Genomic DNA, 17,454 nt, shown 5'->3' with positions numbered 1-17,454 from the left:
TCGTCGATGACCATCACCGCCACCGGCACCGGCGCCTATCGTCTCGCCAATCCGCACCAGTTCGTCTCGATGCGCGGGCAGCTCGACGACCTGCAGCGCCAGCTCGCGACACAGAAGAAGTCGGAGACCTATGCCGGCCTCGGCATGGATCGCGGCATCAGCCTCGACCTCAACAACAAGCTCTCGACGCTCGACGGCTACCTGACCGGCATCCAGCGCGCCGACGTCAACCTCAAGCTGATGACCAAGGCGGTCGAGAACTTCACCAAGCTCGCCGGAGAGACGCGCGCCGATGCCCGGCCGGACAGCTATGTCGAGACCTCGACCGGCCGCACTTCGCCGCAGGTGCTCGCCGAGGAGAAGTTCAAGCAGACGCTCGACCTGCTGAATTCGCAGGTGAACGGCCGCTATTTGTTCTCCGGCCGCACCTCCGATGTCGAGCCGGTGGTGGATTATTCGCTGATCATGGATGGTGATGCCACTCACGCCGGCCTGAAGCAGTTGATCTCCGAGCGCAAGCAGGCGGATCTCGGCGCCGGGGGCATGGGCCGGCTCGTCACCGGTGGCGCCGGTACGAATGCGACCATTGCCGAAGAGGCCGCCGGCTTGCCCTATGGCTTCAAGCTGACCAGTGCCTCGAGCAGCACGGCAGCGATGACCACGGCCTACAATGCCGGGCCGCCCGCCGATATCGCCGTCAACGTCGCTGCGCAGCCGCAGCCGGGAGACACGCTCAAGATCGCACTGACGCTGCCCGACGGCACGACGGAGGAGATCACCCTGACGGCGCGTGCGGCGGGCACGACCGGCGATCCCGCCGAAGGCTTCGTCATCGGGGTCGACGCCAACGCGACCGCCGCGAACCTGCGCACGGCGATCGGCGCGGCGCTGTCGCGCGAGGCGAAGACGTCATTGTCGGGTGCTTCGGCTCAAGTGGCCGCCAAGGACTTCTTCGCCGGCAGCCCGGGCGACCCGCCGCTCCGGGTGCCTGGGCCGCCTTTCGACACCGCGACCGCCGCGCCCGCGCCCGGGACCGCCGCCAATACCGTCATCTGGTATCAGGGCGACGATGCCGCCGGCTCGGCCCGGGCGACGGCCAGCGTCCAGGTCGACCAGGGCCAGCAGGTGGCAGCCGGCGCCCGCGCGAACGAAGAGGCGTTCCGCACCGGCCTGGCGCAGTTCGCCATCATGGCGGCCGAGACCTTTCCGGCAAGCGATGCGAACTCGAAGCTGCGCTACGAGGCGATGACCGAGCGGGTGCGCAGCAATATCGGTTTCGCGCCCGGTACGCAGAACCCGTCGGAGATCATCGTCGAGCTCGGCTCGGCCCAGACCGCGATGGCCCAGGCCAAGGAGCGGCACACCGCGACCAAGGACTATCTGAGCACGACGCTCGCAGGGGTCGAGGACATCACCAAGGAGGAGGTGGCGATGCAGATCCTGGCGCTGCAGACCACTCTGCAGGCGAGTTATCAGACCACCTCGATGCTGTCGCAGCTGCGCCTGACGAACTACCTCTGACGTTGCCGCCCGGCGGCAAAAGAAAACGGCCCGGGGCGATCCGGGCCGTTTTCCTTTGTCCGAGATGTCGCCTGGTTCGCGGTCAGCGGCCGCGCAGGCCGGCAGCGATGTCGCGGTTGATGTTGACGAGGATGCCGATGGCAGCCGGTTCCGGCGCGGCGGCGATCTGGAACGTCCGGTTGAAGATGAAGTTGGCGAGGCCCAGGATGTTGCGCTTGATCTCGACCGGCAGCGGATTGTCCTCGGCGATCACCGCCGAGACCAGAAGGGTCCAGAGCTTGCGGTTATACGCCAGGGCGCCGTCGAGATCGCCGGAACGGCCGGCCCAGTCGTCGACGATCATCTGGAGACGGGCGCCCGCCTTGAGCAGCAGGCCGGCTTCGAGTTCTCGCGGCGACTGGACGTTCTGAGCCGTCTTCGACGCCGCGGCGTAGGCATTAAACCCGCTTTGCATGCTCGAGCAGTTCCGCCTCGTAAGAGATCAGCTTCTTGGCAGCCTTGAGAGCTTTGTAGAGCTCACCGCTTAAGATGCAGTTATTGATTTCGGACATATGCGGCAAAGCGCTCGGCGCCGCCTGCATGAAGTCGCGCACGAGCTGGAAGTAGACCTCATGCTCCCCCGTCGGATCGCCGGCGAGGTACATCAGCTGGATCGCGAGGTAGATCTTCTTGGCCGGCGTGTCGGCGCTGGCCGCGGTGAGGATGTCCTTCTCGCGCAGGATCGGCGCCTCGCCCTCGATGAAGAAGCGCGTGCGCTGCTCGTCGTTTCGGATGACGACCGAGCCGATGATGATGCGCTCGTTCGGCTTGAGCTCGACCTTGAGGGCCATGTCTGTCCCGCCTTCTGGCTATAAGGGGAGGGGCGTCAGCCGAACAGGCGCAGCACGCCCTGGTCGGCCTGGTTGGCGAGCGAGAGGGCGGTCTGCGAGAGCTGCTGGCGGGTGTTGAGCGCGAGCAGGCTGGCGCCTTCCTCGTTCGGGTCGGCGAGGACAAGGTTGCCCGCGCCTGTGATCAGAACGTTCGACAGTTCCTTGGTGAAGTCCTGCCGGGTCTGGGCGACCGAGAGATTGGAGCCGAGCGTCGAGGCCAGCGACTTCAGCGATGTCAGCGAGCCGGTCAGGGCCGTGGTCGCCTTCTCGAGGTCGGCATCGTTCTGGAAGTTGATGAAGCCGGCGAGCTGGGTGTTGATCGCACGCGGAATGCCGAGATTGTCCGCCGTGATGTTCGAGCCCTGGATGTCGAGCTTGGTCTGGTTGCGGCCGGTCTTCTCGTTGAAGACGATCGAGAGACGGTCACCCGAGAGCAGGTTGATGCCGTTATAGCTCGAATCCTTGGCGAGATCGTCGATCTTGTTGCGCAGGTCGTTGAACTGATCGATCAGGTTCGAACGCACCGCCGACGTGATGGCGGCGCCCTTGATCGTCGTGGTGGCGGCGGCGTTGTCACCGAGCGCGAAGCCGATCGCGGCGTTCTCCGAAGCAGCGCTCTGGGCGTCGGTGATGGCGGGCGTCCCGGCCGCGGCGTATTCCGCCGCCGTCGGGGAGCCTGCGACAGCCGGGGTGAAGGTCGCCTGGCCGAGGCCGAACTCGACATCCTCCGAGCCCGCGCCCTTGATGTTGAGCTGGCCTTTCTCGTCGACGAAGGCGCTGGCAATGCCGGACTTGTTGATCTCGTTGACGAGATCGCGCACCGTCGTGTTGGCGGCGTTGAAGGACGCCGTGTAGGTGTTGGAGCCCGACTTCACCGAGATGGCGAGCACCTGGTAGTCGCCGGCAGCCGGAGCGGTGATGCCAAGATTGCCCGAATAGGTCGCCGTGGCGGTGTTGGCGACGCCGGCATTGTCATCGACCAGTTTCTTGTCGAGCGCGAGGTCCTTGAGGCTCTTGCTGGTCAGAACTACCTCGGCCTGTGTCGCGAGCGCCCCGCCGGCCTTGGTCGGGCGGTTTTGTGCCGCGTCGGCCTGCGCCTGCTTCACGGTCGACTGCAGCGACTGGACCAGCTTGGTGATGCCGTCGATGCCCTTGGAGGCGGCCTGGATGGTCTGGATGCCGTTCGAGATGCCGTCGAGCAGGTTAGTGAGCTGGCTCGACCGATCGTTCAGCGACACGGAGGTGAAGTAGTTCACCGGATTGTCGATCGCCGAGTTGACCTTGCGGCCGGTCGCCAGGCGGTTCTGGATGACGCTCTGCTGGGCCGTGGTCTGCTGAAGGGTCAGCAGGTTGTTGCGGACGCCGTTCGACAGGATGGTGTTGGCCATTTCAGGTCCCTCAGACAGCGCGATTCGGCGCTCAGCCAGGTTGGTCGGGACCGACAATCCTTTGTTAAGGCTAATAAACGGTTAATCCCGCTACAGGGCACAAACGAAAAGCGGCGGAGCCATTGGCTCCGCCGCTCTTTTGCTTCGTCCCGCGTTCTGCGGGGTGATCCGCTCCTGCGGACCGAAGATCAGCCGAGGAGACGCAGGACGCCCTGGTCGGCCTGGTTGGCGAGCGAGAGCGCCTGCTGCGAGAGCTGCTGACGGGTCTGCAGTGCGAGCAGGGAGGCGGCCTCCTGGTTGAGGTCGGCATTGACGAGGCTATCGGCGCCGCTGGTCAGGACGTTCGCCATGTCCTTGGTGAAGTCCTGGCGGGTCTGGACGACCGAGAGGTTGGCGCCGAAAGTCGAGGAGAGCGACTTCAGCGAGGTCAGCGCGCCGGTCAGCGACTTGGTCGCGGCTTCCAGATCGGAGTCGTTCTGGAAGTTGGTGGTGCCGGCGAGCTGGGTGTTGCCAGCCTTGACGATGCCGAGGTTGTCGGAGGTGAGCTGCGTGCCCTGAACGTCGAGCTTGGTCTGGTTCTTGCCGGTCTTCTCGTTGAAGACGACCGACAGACGGTCACCGCCGAGCAGGTTGATGCCGTTGAAGCCGGCATCCTTGGCGAGATCGTCGATCTTGTTGCGCAGGTCGTTGTACTGGTCGATCAGGTTCGAGCGCACCGCCGAGGTGATGCCCTGTCCCTTGATCGCGGTCGCCGCGACCGCGTCGGCAGCGAGGAAGCCGACATTGGTGTTGGCGCCGCCGCCCTGGGCGTCCGTGACGGCGAGCGTTCCGGAGGTATCGGAACCGATACCGAACTCCAGATCGTCGGAGCCGGTGCCCTTGACGTTGAGCTGGCCCTTCTCGTCGACGAAGGCGGTGGCGATGCCCGACTTGTTGATCTCGTTGACGAGGTCGCGGACCGTCGCGTTCGCCGAGGAGAACGAGGCTTCGTAGGTCGTCGAGCCGGCCGTCAGCGAAATGCCGATGAAGGTGTCGCCGGTGGCGATGCCGATGTTACCGGAGCTGGTCGCGGTTGCGGCGTTGTTCGCGGCGGAGGCGTCGTCGTCGTTCAGCTTCTTGTCGAGGGCGATGTCCTTCAGGCTCTTGCTGGTGGCGACGACTTCGGCCTGGGTGGCCAGGGCCGTGCCGGCCTTGGTCGGGCGGTTCTGAGCTGCGTCGGCCTGGGCCTGCTTGATCGTCGACTGGAGCGAGCCGACGAGCTTGGTGATGCCGTCGATGCCCTTGGAGGCAGCCTGGATGGTCTGGATGCCGTTCGAGATGCCGTCGAGCAGGCCGGTGAGCTGGCTCGAACGATCATTCAGCGAAGCGGCGGTGAAGAAGTTGACCGGGCTGTCGATCGCCGAGTTGACCTTCTTGCCGGTGGCGAGACGGTTCTGGATCAGCGCGGACTGGGCGGCGGTCGACTGCAGCGTCGAGAGGTTGTTGCGGACGCCGGCAGAGAGCGAAACGGCCATGATTTGATACCTTCCTGGTATGGTGCCTTCTGGCATCGAGACCATTCTGGCCCCGACCCGCAGACCATGCGGCCGAACTCGTAACGAGGGGTAAATCCGGGCCGGCGAATTGCTCGGAAATTGAGCGGGGTCGCGACATGGTTAATGGATGTGAAACGGCTCGCAGGCCTATGTGAGATTCCCATCCAAGACATCCGCAAACGAAAAGCGGCGGAGCCTTTCGGCTCCGCCGCTCTTTTTTGCTTCGTCCCGCGTTCTGCGGGTTGATCCGCTCCTGCGGACCGAAGATCAGCCGAGGAGACGCAGGACGCCCTGGTCGGCCTGGTTGGCGAGGGCGAGCGCCTGCTGCGAGAGCTGCTGACGGGTCTGCAGCGCGAGCAGGGAGGCGGCCTCCTGGTTGAGGTCGGCGTTGACGAGGTTGTCCGCGCCGCTGGTCAGGACGTTCGCCATGTCCTTGGTGAAGTCCTGGCGGGTCTGGACGACCGAGAGGCTCGCACCGAAGGTCGAGGAGAGCGACTTCAGCGAGGTCAGCGCGCCGGTCAGCGACTTGGTCGCGGCTTCCAGATCGGAGTCGTTCTGGAAGTTGGTGCTGCCGGCGAGCTGGGTGTTGCCAGCCTTGACGATGCCGAGGTTGTCGGAGTTCAGCTGGGTGCCCTGCACGTCGAGCTTGGTCTGGTTCTTGCCGGTCTTCTCGTTGAAGACGACCGACAGACGGTCGCCGCCGAGCAGGTTGATGCCGTTGTAGCCGGCATCCTTGGCGAGATCGTCGATCTTGTTGCGCAGGTCGTTGTACTGGTCGATCAGGTTCGAGCGAACAGCCGAGGTGATGCCGGAAGAAGGAATGCCAGCGCCTGTGCGATCAGCGGCCGCAAAGCCGATGTTGGTGTTGGCGCCGCCAGTGTCGGCATCCGTGATCGCGGCTGTGCCGCTGACCGCCGAGGCGCCGATACCGACCTGCAATGCATCCGAGCCGGTGCCCTTGACGTTGAGCTGACCCTTCTCGTCGACGAAGGCGGTGGCGATGCCCGACTTGTTGATCTCGTTGACGAGGTCGCGCACCGTCGCATTGGCGGCGGAGAACGATGCCGTATACGTGGTCGAGCCGGCGACGATCGAGATGCCGATGTCGGTCGAACCGGCGGTGATGCCGATGTTACCGGAATAGGTGGCAGTGGCGTCGTTCGCAGTGCCGGCGTTGTCGTCGACCAGCTTCTTGTCGAGGGCGATGTCCTTCAGGCTCTTGCTGGTGGCGACGACTTCCGCCTGGGTGGCGATCGCCGTGCCGGCCTTGGTCGGGCGGTTCTGAGCCGCGTCGGCCTGGGCCTGCTTGATCGTCGACTGGAGCGAGCCGACGAGCTTGGTGATGCCGTCGATGCCCTTCGAGGCAGCCTGAATCGCCTGGATGCCGTTCGAGATGCCGTCGAGCAGGCCGTTGAGCTGGCTCGAGCGATCATTCAGTGAAGCGGCGGTGAAGAAGTTGACCGGGCTGTCGATCGCCGAGTTGACCTTCTTGCCGGTGGCGAGACGGTTCTGGATCTGCGAAGACTGGGCGGCGGTCGATTGCAGCGTCGCGAGGTTGTTGCGAACGCCGGCAGAGAGAGAAACGGCCATTTTATACTACCTTCCTGGTATGGTGCCTTCTGGCGTCGAGACCGTCCTGGCCGCGACCGAGAGACGATGCGGCCGATTTCGTAACGAGCGGTGAATCCAGGCCGGCGAATTGCTCGCAATACGGGTGAAGTTGCGAACTAGTTAACGAGTGTAAAACGTCATTTCGTAGCGACCGGAGCGGTCGAATTCGCTGGGATCAACAAAGAAAAAGTCGCCGGCGGGTACCGGCGACTTCAGAAATTGAAAGCCGTTGATATTCTCAGGCGAGACGCTCGATCTCATGGCTGCGGGACGCTTTCGCCTCGCGGCTACGCTCGAGGATCTCGCGCGACCAGGTACGCAGTTTCAATAGCGTCTCGTCGGGAAGCTGCTCGACCACTTCGCCGGTGTCGCGATTGGTCTTGCGCAGGATGACGCTGCGCGTCTTCGGGTCGATGTCGAGGCGCCGCTCGATCACGTCGCGCAGCTCCTGCTGGCGGCGCTGCTCATCGAAGCGGCGTTGCTGGGCCGTATCGTCCTGGGCGCTCTGCTGGCGCTGCGCGTCGGAGCGACGCTCCTCGGCCCGGGCGCGGATGTCGAGCTGGACCGGCTCGCCGGCCGGAACCGAGCGGACAGTCTTTTCCGGGGGGAGCTCGACCGGCGTCGCGCCGTTCTGGACGGAAATATCGGTGCGTACGGTCGCCTGGACGGCACCGGTCGCGAACGTCTTGGGTGTCGCGCCGAAATCCATTCTGGACTCCTCTCGCAAGGGCGGACTTCTTCCAAGAGCGAGAATATGCGGCAGAGAGTTGAATCCGCCGTTATGGAAATTGGTAAATTGCAGCGCATCTCGCGCTTTTTCTGCGTGTAGATAGCGTTAATGTGCGATCGGTCGAGTCATGGCTCAGATTAACCATGGCGGCTCTTGCTTCAGGCTCGCTTTGATCTCGCAATGCCGTAGCTGTCGTGAGATTGTTCTTGCCTATGCGATTTCACAGACTCTTCGAGATCACCAAGGGGCCCGCGTTCGGTCGAGCGAAGACTCCAGCGCCCACCGTCGCAGTCGGCCCGTAGCCGGGCGCCCTGTTCTGCCTGTTGGTGTCGACGGCGAGGTCGCGCATGATCGATTCCGAGATCGCGCGCGCTGTCGCCAGCACCGTCTGGTTGAGATCGATCAGCTCCTGGAAGGCGAGATGGGCGCTCTTCAGGCGCTTGATCTTCTCCGGGGCGAAGCGGGCGAGCGCGACCGCGTTCAGCTTGATCTGCTCGACGCCTTTCATATAGGTGCCGGCGAGTTCGGCCTTGCGCGCCTCGCGCTCCATCGCATCCTTGAGACGCCCGGCCTTGACCAGCCCGGTCTCCTCGCCGACGACATGGGAGAGGGCGCCGAGCGTTTCCATCACGGTCTCGATCAGCTTTTCGGCCTCGACCGAGTTCGAGATGCGCGGGCGCTCGTCGACGACGCGCATCCGGTCAAACATTGCCGGCTCCTGCCGACGCTTTCGCCTGGACCTGGATCAAGTCGCGCAGGATCTGGTCGGAGAGGCCGACGCCGCCGGCCTTTTGGATCTGCTTGGCGTATTCCTGCGTCAGCATGGAGCGCCAGACGTCGCCGCCGACGCCGTTCTCGCCGAGCGGCCCCTCGGTCCCGTTCGAGCTCATCACGCTCTGGGTGAAGTTCTCCAGGAAGACGGCTTCGAAATCATCGGCGGTCTTCTTGGCCTTGTTCTGCGAAGAACTGAGCGCGTCGGCGATGCCGCCGGCCAGATTGACGGCGGCGCCGATGGCGAGCTTGGCGGCGGGGGCGGCGAGGATGGCACTCATTACATCACCTCGATATCGGCTTGCAGCGCGCCGGCTGCCTTGATGGCTTGCAGGATGGTGAGCATGTCGCGTGGGCCGATGCCGAGCGCGTTCAGCCCGTCGACCAGCTCGCGCAGGGTCACGCTCTCCTTGACGAGGGCGAGCTTGTTGGTGCCCTCGGTGTCGACCTTGACGTTGCTGCGCGGCACAACGACGGTCCGGCCGTTGGCGAACTCGTTGGGCTGGCTGACCTGCGGCTCCTCGGAGATGGTCACGGTCAGGTTACCCTGGGCGACCGCGACGGTGGAGACGCGCACGTCCTTGCCCATGACGATGATGCCGGAGCGCTCGTCGATGACGACGCGGGCGCCCTGGTCAGGCTCGACCCGGAGCTGCTCGATATCGGTGAGCAGGCGGATCATGTTGCCCTGGAAGCGCGGCGGAATCTGCAGCACCACCGTCGAGGGGTCGGTCGGTTCGGCCGAGTCGCCGCCGATGAAGTCGTTGATCGCGGCGGCGATGCGGCGGGCGGTGGTGAGGTCGGGGTTGCGCAGCGACAGGCGCAGCGTCTTCAGCTTGTTGAGGGCGAAGTCGATCTCGCGCTCGACCAGGCCGCCATTGGCGATGCGGCCGACGGTCGGGACGCCGCGTGTGATCTTGGCCGCATCCGCCTCGGCCGAGAAGCCGGCGATCGCAACCGGGCCTTGAGAGACCGCATAGACCTCGCCATCGGCGCCGAGCAGTGGCGTGGCGAGCAATGTGCCGCCTTGCAGCGATTTGGCGTCGCCGAGCGCCGAGACGGTGACGTCGAGCCGCGTGCCTTGGACGGCGAAGGGCGGCAGGTTCGCCGTGACCATCACCGCCGCGACGTTGGCGGTCCGCATGCTGGCGCCGCGGGTGTTGACGCCGAGGCGCTCCAGCATCGCCTGCAGGGATTGCTTGGTGAAGGGGGCGTTGTTGAGCGTGTCGCCGGTGCCGTTGAGGCCGACGACGATGCCGTAGCCGAGAATCTGGTTGCTGCGCACGCCCTCGACCGAGGCGAGGTCCTTGATGCGCGACAGCGCGGTGCCCATGCCGCCGCTGCCGGCGAAGGCGGTACGGGAGACGCCGGCCTCGGCGGCGCCGCTGCGCGTCGGCGCATGGCTGCTGACGCCGTTGCCGCCGCGGGCCGGCGGGGCCGCCGGGGCGAGATCGGCCGCCATGGCGGCGCCGGCCAGCAGCAGCGCTGCGAGCGGCGTCAGCAGATGGCGGAGGCGGAAGAGGCGAGGCATGGCACACCGGGTGAATCTGATCTCCCCACCCCGGTGCGAAGAGCGTGCCAGTTTGGGAGAAAGTGAAAACGCTTTTTAATCAGGCTTTTAGAGATCGGTGGCCTGATCGGGCAGGGCGCCGCAGCCGGCGCAAAGCTGCCGCCCCCGGCAAATCCTGCCGGGCGATTTACCGCTCGTTAACCACGTTGCCGGCACAAGGATATGGGTCGGGCAGCGTCCATGCAGCGCCTTTTCAGGCCGACCTTGCGAGAGCGTGATGATCCGCATCGACCAGCGCAGCCCGATCTCATCGACCACGTCGACAAGCCGCAGCGCCTCTACTGGCGGTTCGACCTTCCGCCTGCCGGCGCGCGAGAGCGCGGCGTCGGCGCAGGGCGCGGCCGTCAGCCATGCCGGCTCGCTCGACGGGCTGCTCGCGGTCCAGGCCGAGGAGGACGGGCAGGAGCGCAAGCGCCGCCAGGCGCGCCGCGGCCACGACCTGCTCGACGGGCTCGACCGGCTCAAGGCCGCCCTGCTCGCGGGACGAGTCTCGCCGGCCGAGCTCGAGCGGCTGAAGGCGATGCTGTCGGCCCGGCGCGAGGCGACTGACGATCCGCGCCTCGACGAGGTGCTCGCCCATATCGAACTGCGCGCCGCGGTCGAGCTGGCGAAGCTCGGGCGCTGAAACCCATATCTCGATAGCCCTCATCCTGAGGAGCGGGCGAAGCCCGCGTCTCGAAGGATGCTCCAGTTGTTTCCAGAACCTCCTGGATCATCCTTCGAGACGCGATCCCATGGATCGCTCCTCAGGATGAGGACTGTTGGGTGGGTTGCTCGGCCTCAGCGGATGAACTGGTCGGCGTAGTCAGCCCCGAGCCCGTTCGTCGCATAATGCGCCCGGCATTTGTCGAGCCGGGTGAAGACGTCGTCATAGCCGAGGCATTTGCCGTCCGGGTCGACATAGATCATCGCGCCATTGACCTGGAACATGGTGATCATCTCCTCGACATCGGGATCGACCACCAGCGTATGGGTCTCGCCGGGCGCCTCGTAGACATAGGAACCCTCCGTCGCGACCCAGTCATGTTCGAGATAGCGCCACTTGCCCTTCAGCACATAGCCGTGCACGGGCTGAGGATGGCGATGGCGCGAGAGCACGCCGGCGCGGCGCACGCGCAGCAGGTTCATCCAGTAGCCGCGCGTCACGCAGAGGCATAAGGGGCGGAACCAGACATTGTCGTCGACCGGAACCCAGATGCGCTCGTCGTCGGGGATGACGTTCGGCACGATCAGCTCCGGCGGGGAATCCTTCGGCTGCGGATGCCGATAGGGAGTCCAGCGTTCTTCGGTGCTGACCTGGACCGGGACCGGGCTGACCTTGTTCATCGCGATTTCCTCCGGTTGAGCTTCTGATTCAGCTGGCTGGGCGATCGATTCAGGAAGCGCCGCCAGGTCGTTGACATCTTTAGGGTCTTTCAGACGGCGAGGTAGCCGCCGTCGACCGGCAGGATCGCGCCGGTGATGAAGCGGGCGGCATCGGAGAGCAGGAACAGGACCGCGCCGCCGACATCGCCCGGCTCGCCCCAGCGGTTCATCGGCGTGCGCGACAGGATCGGGGCGGAGCGGGTGGCGTCCTCGACCAGCGGCCTGGTCAGTTCGGTCGCGATCCAGCCGGGCGCGACCGCGTTGACGCGGATGCCGTCCGGCGCCCAGGCGGCGGCGAGCGATTTGGTGAGCTGGCCGACGCCACCCTTCGAGGCGGCATAGCCCGGCGCATAGGCCGAGCCGTGGAAGGTCAGCATCGAGGCGGTGTTGACGATCGCGCCTTTGCTCGCGGCGAGCTTGTCCTTCGCCGCCAGGCACATGCGCATCGTGCCGGTGAGGTTGACCTCGAGCGTGAGCCGGAAGGCCTCGATCTCGAACTCCTTGCCGCCGCGCTGGATCATGCCGGCGCAATTCACCAGCGAGTCGATGCGCTCGCAAGCCGCGACGACGGCGGCGACCTCGGCATCGCTGGTGACATCGAGCCTGGCATGGCGGATCGCGGCATGGGCGGGCGTCGCCGCGACCTCGTCCTGCGTGAGGCCGGTGGCGAGGACCTGGTAGCCGGCTTGGGCGAGCGCCAGCGCCACACCCGCGCCGATGCCGCGGGTGCCGCCGGTGACGAGGGCGAAGGGGGAAGAGGAGGAGGCCATCATCCCTCCAATCTAAATCGGTTCGCAGGCTTGCCAACTGCGTTGGCGGCGGGGCGCCCTGCATCGGCAGAGGTGAGACGGCGGGCCAGGTCCTCGCACGTTGCACGAAAGGCCGGCTTCCCCATGGAAGCGGAACCCGCTAGGAAGCGCGCGGGCGGCTGCGGCGAGGTCGTTGCAGCCCGGAAACGTTCCAGACTGACCAGAGCAGGGGTCGCATCACATGAGCAAGATCAAGGTCGCCAACCCGATCGTCGACATGGACGGCGACGAGATGACCCGCATCATCTGGCAGCACATCAAGGACAAGCTGATCTTCCCCTATCTCGACCTCGAGCTCGATTACTTCGACCTCTCGGTCCAGAACCGCGACGCGACCAACGATCAGGTCACGATAGACGCCGCCCACGCCACCAAGAAGCATGGCGTCGCGGTGAAGTGCGCCACCATCACGCCGGACGAGGCCCGCGTGAAGGAGTTCAGCCTCAAGGAGATGTGGAAGAGCCCGAACGGCACGATCCGCAACATCCTCGGCGGCGTGATCTTCCGCGAGCCGATCATCTGCAAGAACGTGCCGCGCCTCGTCCCCGGCTGGACCCAGCCGATCGTCGTCGGCCGTCACGCCTTCGGCGACCAGTACCGTGCGACCGACTTCAAGTTCCCCGGCAAGGGCACGCTGACGATCAAGTTCGTCGGCGAGGACGGCCAGGTGATCGAGAAGGAAGTGTTCAAGTCGCCGGGCTCGGGCGTCGCCATGGCGATGTACAATCTCGACGAGTCGATCCGCGACTTCGCCCGGGCGTCGCTGAACTACGGCCTGATCCGCAAGTACCCGGTCTATCTCTCGACCAAGAACACCATCCTCAAGGCCTATGACGGCCGCTTCAAGGACATCTTCCAGGAAGTCTACGAGGCCGAGTTCAAGGCGGAGTTCGACAAGCTCGGCATCATCTATGAGCACCGCCTGATCGACGACATGGTCGCTTCGGCGCTGAAGTGGTCGGGCGGCTATGTCTGGGCCTGCAAGAACTACGATGGCGACGTCCAGTCCGACACGGTGGCGCAGGGCTTCGGCTCGCTCGGCCTGATGACCTCGGTGCTGATGACGCCGGACGGCAAGACCGTCGAGGCCGAGGCCGCCCACGGCACGGTGACCCGCCATTATCGCGAGCACCAGAAGGGCAAGGAGACCTCGACAAACTCGATCGCCTCGATCTTCGCCTGGACCCGCGGCCTGTCGCATCGCGCCAAGCTCGACGACAACCAGGCCCTGGCCGATTTCGCCAAGCTGCTGGAGAAGGTCACCGTCGACACGGTCGAGGCGGGCGATATGACCAAGGATCTGGCGCTGCTGGTCGGCCCCGACCAGAAGTTCCTCTCGACCACCGGCTTCCTCGACAAGGTCAGCGACAACCTGCGCAAGGCGATGACCGCGTAAGCACGCCATCGGTTGCCTGAAATGGGAGCCCGGCCTTCTGGCCGGGCTTTTTCGTTGTGCAGTCGCAGGGCACCCGCCCGCAGCTCACGCTGCAATTTTGATCGCAACCTTGCCGCGATGCTGACCACTGCGCAGCCGGTCGTATGCAGCTTGGGCCGCCATGAAGGGGAATGCCTCGTCGATCAGAGGCTTGACGCCCGTGGCAACCGCGGCGCCAAGATCCGCGACGGAGCCGACATAGACTCCTCGAACGTCGATCGCCTTCATCAGGATTGCACCGGTGTCGATTTCACCGGAGAACCCGGTCAGAACGCCGACCAGAGCAACTTCGCCTCCGGGCCGGGCTGCGCGAAGCGCCTGGTTCAACGTCCCCGAGCCGCCGACCTCAACGACGAGATCGACACCCTCGCCGCCGGCCATGTCCGCGGCGACTTCACCCCAATTGGGCGTGGTGCGATAATTGATCGTCGCTTCCGCGCCGAGCCTGCGCGCCCCAGCGAGCTTCTCGTCCGAGCTGGAGGTGACAATCACGCGCGCCCCGGCGGCTCGGGCCATTTGCAATGCGAAGGTTGAGACGCCGCCGGTGCCCTCGACCAGGACGCTGTCGCCGGGACGCAGGCCGCGGCCCCCGAACAGGCAGTTCCAGGCCGTGACTCCGGCGCAGGGATAAGCGGCAGCCTCTTCAAACGTCCAGGTTTCCGGAAAGGTGATGGCAGCGGCAGCTGGAAGGACGATCTGTTCACGGAGCACGCCGTCGACGAAGCCGCCGCCGAGTGCGGTCGCCTGCTTGCGCGCCGAGAACGCCCCGTCCAGCCATCCTGGCATGAAGCCGAGCACGACGCGCTGGCCGAGCCGGTCGCGGGACACGCCGTCTCCAATCGCGGTGATGATGCCCGCGCCGTCGGAAAGCGGGACGAGATCGTGCTTCTGCTCTCCGCCGTAGCGCCCCTCCTGCACGATCAGATCCCGGTAATTGAGGGTGGCTGCCTTGAGATCGACAAGCACTTCCCCCGGGCCCGCCTTGGTGGCCGGTTGGTCGAGCAGCGTCAGCGGGGCATTCGTTCCGTTCAGTCGATAAGCGCGCAATGTCGTCTCCTTGGTCGGGGTTGGCGCGCTAGACCTAGGCAGATAAGGATGTGTTCGTAAGTACGATCAAAAGGAACATGTACTATCATGAATGATAGTGTCAGGCAGGCCCGCCGCAGGGCGACCCGGACAGGGTGTGCGGTTGAAGCGACGCTCAGCGTCCTGGGCGGGATCTGGAAGCCCGTTCTAATGTTTCATCTTCTGGAAGGGCGATTGCGCTTCAATGCGCTGTGCCGTCTGACACCCAACGCAACGCCCCGGATGGTGACGATCCAGCTTCGCGAGCTCGAGGCCGACGGCGTCGTACGCCGGATCGTCTACCCCGAGGTGCCGCCGCGCGTCGAATATGAACTGACCGATTTCGGCCGCACGCTGGAGCCGGTGCTGATCAGCCTGCGTGATTGGGGCGAAGCCTTGCAGGCCAGGGACAATGCCGAAGCAGCACTGCCACTGGCGCCTCCAGGCGGGGCGCATTCGGCGGCGTTGATATCGAGCAACATTTGATCGCTTCATCACCTGGGTGCGCGAACTGGGACGGCAAGCCGACATGACCGGAACAACGCCCTCTCTCACCGGCGGTTGCCAATGCGGCGCGGTGCGCTATCGCCTGCTGAAGCCGCCGCGCAAGGTTTCGGTCTGCTTCTGCCGGATGTGCCAGAAGGCGGTGGGCAATTATTTCGGCGCCTTCGCCTCCTCGCGCATCGCCGACGTCGTCTGGACGCGCGGCAGGCCTTCCGTCTTCTACTCCTCCGAGGTGGCCGAGCGTGGCTTCTGCCGCGATTGCGGCACGCCGCTGAGTTTCAGCTATCCCGGCATGGGCACGCTCTCGCTCGCGGTCGGCAGCCTCGACGATGCGAGCGCCTTTCCGCCTAGCCATGCCTATGGGATCGAGGGCAGGGCGCCCTGGTTCGACGAGTTCTGCCGGCTGGAAGGCACGCGGACCGAGGACGACATCCCGGCGGATGAACTGCCGGCCTATCGCTCGCGCCAGCATCCGGACCACGACTGAGCGCTATTCGACCACGACCTCGCGCCGCGCCAGCACGCGCGGGCCGGTGAGCGGGGCGTCCATCACATAGCGCAATTCGTAGGTGCCGGGCTCGGCCGGGGCCTCCAGCGTGCTCTCGACATTCTCGGCCGGGAAGAAGTTCGGCCCCTGCGCCTCCGGCGGCGCATCCGGCTTCACCAGCACGACGCGGTCGCGATCGCCATTGGGGCCGATGCCGCGCACCGGCAGGGGATTGCCGCGCGCGACGCGGGCGGGGGCGGCGAGCGTCGCAGCTGGAGCCGTCGTCGCCAGGGGCTGGCGCAGCAGAATGACCGGCTTGCCGTCGACCTCGCCGAGCAGACGCCATTCATAGGTGCCGACCTCGCCCGGCGCCGGCAGTGACAGCACCGTCGCCTGGCCGAGCGGCGAGGCGACGATCGCCGCTTCCGGCGGATCGGTCGGCCGGCTGATGGCGAGGCGGGCATTGGCCGGGGCGCGGCTGACGAAGGCGGTCGCCATCGCCCCGGCCATCAACGTCCGCGGTCCGGACAGGCTCGGGCCTTGCGGCGGGCGCTGCGGCCGCGGCTGCTGGGCCAAGACGGGACTGCCTGCGCAGAGGAGCAGGGCAAGGGCGGTGCGGCGGGTCGGCATCATACGGCTGCAAGTCGGTGGAGATGGCCGGCGAGTTCCGGGTGGCGCAGCATGAGCAGGCGAAAATCGGCAGGATCAAGGACGAGCAGCTTGGTCGCGACCGTGGCGCGCGCGGCGATGCCGCTTTGCGCCGGCGCGAGCTCGGTCAGGCGGAGCTCGCCGAAATAGCAGCCTTCGTCGAGCCGCCGACTGCCGTCGGGCTCGACGAGTTCGACCTCGCCGCTGGCGACGAAATAGAGCGACTGGGCCGGCTCGTGCGGATGCAGCACGACGCCGCCGCCGCGCACGGTCTGGGCGCGCAACGCGTTCATGATCTCCGCGATCTCGGCGGCGCTGAGGCCGCTGAACAGCGGCACGCGCGCCAGCATGCTCCAGGTCACCACGAATTCGCGGCGATGGATTTCCTGGGAGAAAGCGGTGGCGATGATGCCGACCGGCAGCGCCAGCATGACGAGACCCATCACCGCGGTCAGCGACGCCACGACCTTGCCGAGCGGGCTGATCGGGAAGGCATCGCCATAGCCGACAGTGGTCAGCGTCACGATCGCCCACCACATCGCGTCGGGGATGGTGCCGAACTTGTCCGGCTGGACATCGTGCTCGACGAAATGCATCGCGGTCGCCGAGAGCAGCATCACGCCGACCAGAATGACGACGCAGGCAGCGAGCGCCTTGCGCTCGGCATGGAGCGCTGCGCCGAGCGAGGCCATGCCGGGCGAATAGCGCCCGAGCTTGAAAAAGCGCACCAGCCGGAACAGCAGCAGGATCTTGAGATCGCCATAGCCGAGCAGCGCCGCATAGAGCGGAAAGGTCGCGAGAAAATCGAGCAGTGCCGGCGGAGACAGCGCATAGGCGCGCCGCGCTGCCCAATCGCTGAGGCCGCGATAGCGCGCATGTTCGGGCGCGGTCCAGAGCCGGACCGCATATTCCAGCGTGAAAAGCACGGTCGAGACGAGCTCGATCCAATGGAACGCTCGACCATGAGCGGCGGCGAGGCTGGGCACCGATTCCAGCACCAGCGCCGCGATATTGATCACGATCAGTGCGACCAGCCCGCCATGGACCAGCTTGGCCGAAAGATCGTCGCCGGCGCCGCGGTCGATGACCAGATGCGCCCGCCGCCGCCAGCTCAAGCCAGGCTGCGGGGCGGCGGACATGGTCGCG

The 17,454-nt window shown here is 65.8% G+C and carries 18 protein-coding genes and 1 pseudogene; 5 read left to right on the top strand and 14 right to left on the bottom strand.

What is annotated here, in order from left to right; translation table 11 throughout:
• The first annotated feature begins 6 nt into the window (after positions 1-6).
• The gene (locus BMZ69_RS26150; protein ID WP_092162438.1) at positions 7-1,521 is read left to right on the top strand and encodes a hypothetical protein; all 1,515 of its coding nucleotides are present in this window, start codon (positions 7-9) and stop codon (positions 1,519-1,521) included.
• Between the two features lie 82 nt (positions 1,522-1,603).
• On the opposite strand, the gene flaF is transcribed toward BMZ69_RS26150, so the two are convergent.
• From flaF to BMZ69_RS26105, 9 genes and pseudogenes are all read right to left on the bottom strand, one after another.
• Entirely contained in the window at positions 1,604-1,975 is a 372-nt protein-coding gene (gene flaF, locus BMZ69_RS26145) for a flagellar biosynthesis regulator FlaF (RefSeq protein ID WP_092162437.1), read from the bottom strand.
• The gene (gene flbT / locus BMZ69_RS26140; RefSeq protein WP_092162436.1) at positions 1,959-2,351 is read right to left on the bottom strand and encodes a flagellar biosynthesis repressor FlbT; all 393 of its coding nucleotides are present in this window, start codon (positions 2,349-2,351) and stop codon (positions 1,959-1,961) included. The genes flaF and flbT overlap by 17 nt, the downstream gene beginning before the upstream one ends.
• A gap of 35 nt (positions 2,352-2,386) precedes the next feature.
• Entirely contained in the window at positions 2,387-3,778 is a 1,392-nt protein-coding gene (locus BMZ69_RS26135; RefSeq protein WP_092162435.1) for a flagellin N-terminal helical domain-containing protein, read from the bottom strand.
• A gap of 188 nt (positions 3,779-3,966) precedes the next feature.
• Complete coding sequence (locus tag BMZ69_RS26130; RefSeq protein WP_092162434.1) at positions 3,967-5,292, bottom strand: flagellin N-terminal helical domain-containing protein; 1,326 nt, start codon at positions 5,290-5,292, stop codon at positions 3,967-3,969.
• A 288-nt stretch (positions 5,293-5,580) separates the two neighbouring features.
• The gene (locus BMZ69_RS26125) at positions 5,581-6,903 is read right to left on the bottom strand and encodes a flagellin N-terminal helical domain-containing protein (RefSeq protein ID WP_092162418.1); all 1,323 of its coding nucleotides are present in this window, start codon (positions 6,901-6,903) and stop codon (positions 5,581-5,583) included.
• Between the two features lie 259 nt (positions 6,904-7,162).
• Complete coding sequence (locus tag BMZ69_RS26120; protein ID WP_092162413.1) at positions 7,163-7,633, bottom strand: hypothetical protein; 471 nt, start codon at positions 7,631-7,633, stop codon at positions 7,163-7,165.
• Between the two features lie 241 nt (positions 7,634-7,874).
• Positions 7,875-8,363: a hypothetical protein gene (locus tag BMZ69_RS26115; RefSeq protein ID WP_139219203.1), complete on the bottom strand. Its 489-nt coding sequence runs from the start codon at positions 8,361-8,363 to the stop codon at positions 7,875-7,877.
• On the bottom strand, positions 8,356-8,706 hold the full coding sequence (locus tag BMZ69_RS26110; protein ID WP_092162409.1) for a rod-binding protein: 351 nt from the start codon (positions 8,704-8,706) through the stop codon (positions 8,356-8,358). Before BMZ69_RS26110 ends, BMZ69_RS26115 begins: the two co-directional genes overlap by 8 nt.
• Positions 8,706-9,743: pseudogene (locus BMZ69_RS26105) on the bottom strand (flagellar basal body P-ring protein FlgI); the annotation flags it as partial. The pseudogene BMZ69_RS26105 and the gene BMZ69_RS26110, both read right to left, overlap by 1 nt.
• Positions 9,744-10,212: 469 nt before the next feature.
• Here BMZ69_RS26105 and BMZ69_RS26100 point away from each other — a divergent pair.
• Positions 10,213-10,620 (top strand): flagellar assembly protein FliX, encoded by a 408-nt coding sequence (locus BMZ69_RS26100; RefSeq protein ID WP_092162407.1) that lies wholly within the window; start codon positions 10,213-10,215, stop codon positions 10,618-10,620.
• Between the two features lie 155 nt (positions 10,621-10,775).
• Here BMZ69_RS26100 and BMZ69_RS26095 read toward each other — a convergent pair whose 3' ends face one another.
• Together BMZ69_RS26095 and BMZ69_RS26090 are read right to left on the bottom strand one after the other, a co-directional pair.
• On the bottom strand, positions 10,776-11,321 hold the full coding sequence (locus BMZ69_RS26095; RefSeq protein ID WP_092162405.1) for a 2,4'-dihydroxyacetophenone dioxygenase family protein: 546 nt from the start codon (positions 11,319-11,321) through the stop codon (positions 10,776-10,778).
• 89 nt (positions 11,322-11,410) lie between these two features.
• On the bottom strand, positions 11,411-12,130 hold the full coding sequence (locus BMZ69_RS26090) for an SDR family NAD(P)-dependent oxidoreductase (protein ID WP_244543548.1): 720 nt from the start codon (positions 12,128-12,130) through the stop codon (positions 11,411-11,413).
• 220 nt (positions 12,131-12,350) lie between these two features.
• Here BMZ69_RS26090 and BMZ69_RS26085 point away from each other — a divergent pair, with 220 nt between their 5' ends.
• Positions 12,351-13,565 (top strand): NADP-dependent isocitrate dehydrogenase, encoded by a 1,215-nt coding sequence (locus BMZ69_RS26085; RefSeq protein ID WP_092162403.1) that lies wholly within the window; start codon positions 12,351-12,353, stop codon positions 13,563-13,565.
• 84 nt (positions 13,566-13,649) lie between these two features.
• Here BMZ69_RS26085 and BMZ69_RS26080 read toward each other — a convergent pair whose 3' ends face one another.
• On the bottom strand, positions 13,650-14,651 hold the full coding sequence (locus BMZ69_RS26080) for a zinc-dependent alcohol dehydrogenase family protein (RefSeq protein WP_092162402.1): 1,002 nt from the start codon (positions 14,649-14,651) through the stop codon (positions 13,650-13,652).
• Between the two features lie 87 nt (positions 14,652-14,738).
• On the opposite strand from BMZ69_RS26080, the gene BMZ69_RS26075 reads away from it, so the two are divergent.
• The gene (locus BMZ69_RS26075) at positions 14,739-15,155 is read left to right on the top strand and encodes a winged helix-turn-helix transcriptional regulator (protein WP_092162391.1); all 417 of its coding nucleotides are present in this window, start codon (positions 14,739-14,741) and stop codon (positions 15,153-15,155) included.
• A gap of 43 nt (positions 15,156-15,198) precedes the next feature.
• Complete coding sequence (locus BMZ69_RS26070; RefSeq protein ID WP_092162389.1) at positions 15,199-15,660, top strand: GFA family protein; 462 nt, start codon at positions 15,199-15,201, stop codon at positions 15,658-15,660.
• Between the two features lie 3 nt (positions 15,661-15,663).
• Here the strand turns inward: BMZ69_RS26070 and BMZ69_RS26065 are convergent, their stop codons facing one another.
• Positions 15,664-16,290 carry a hypothetical protein gene (locus BMZ69_RS26065; protein WP_139219201.1) on the bottom strand — a complete coding sequence of 209 codons (627 nt, stop codon included), beginning with the start codon at positions 16,288-16,290 and terminating at the stop codon, positions 15,664-15,666.
• Entirely contained in the window at positions 16,290-17,447 is a 1,158-nt protein-coding gene (locus BMZ69_RS26060) for a cyclic nucleotide-gated ion channel (RefSeq protein ID WP_092162485.1), read from the bottom strand. Before BMZ69_RS26060 ends, BMZ69_RS26065 begins: the two co-directional genes overlap by 1 nt.
• Between the last annotated feature and the right edge of the window lie 7 nt (positions 17,448-17,454).

The organism is Allobosea sp. CRIB-10, from assembly GCF_900112185.1.
Lineage (GTDB): Bacteria > Pseudomonadota > Alphaproteobacteria > Rhizobiales > Beijerinckiaceae > Allobosea.
The sequence above is the reverse complement of the archived record's forward strand: the minus strand, read 5'-3'. Positions and strand labels throughout refer to the sequence as shown.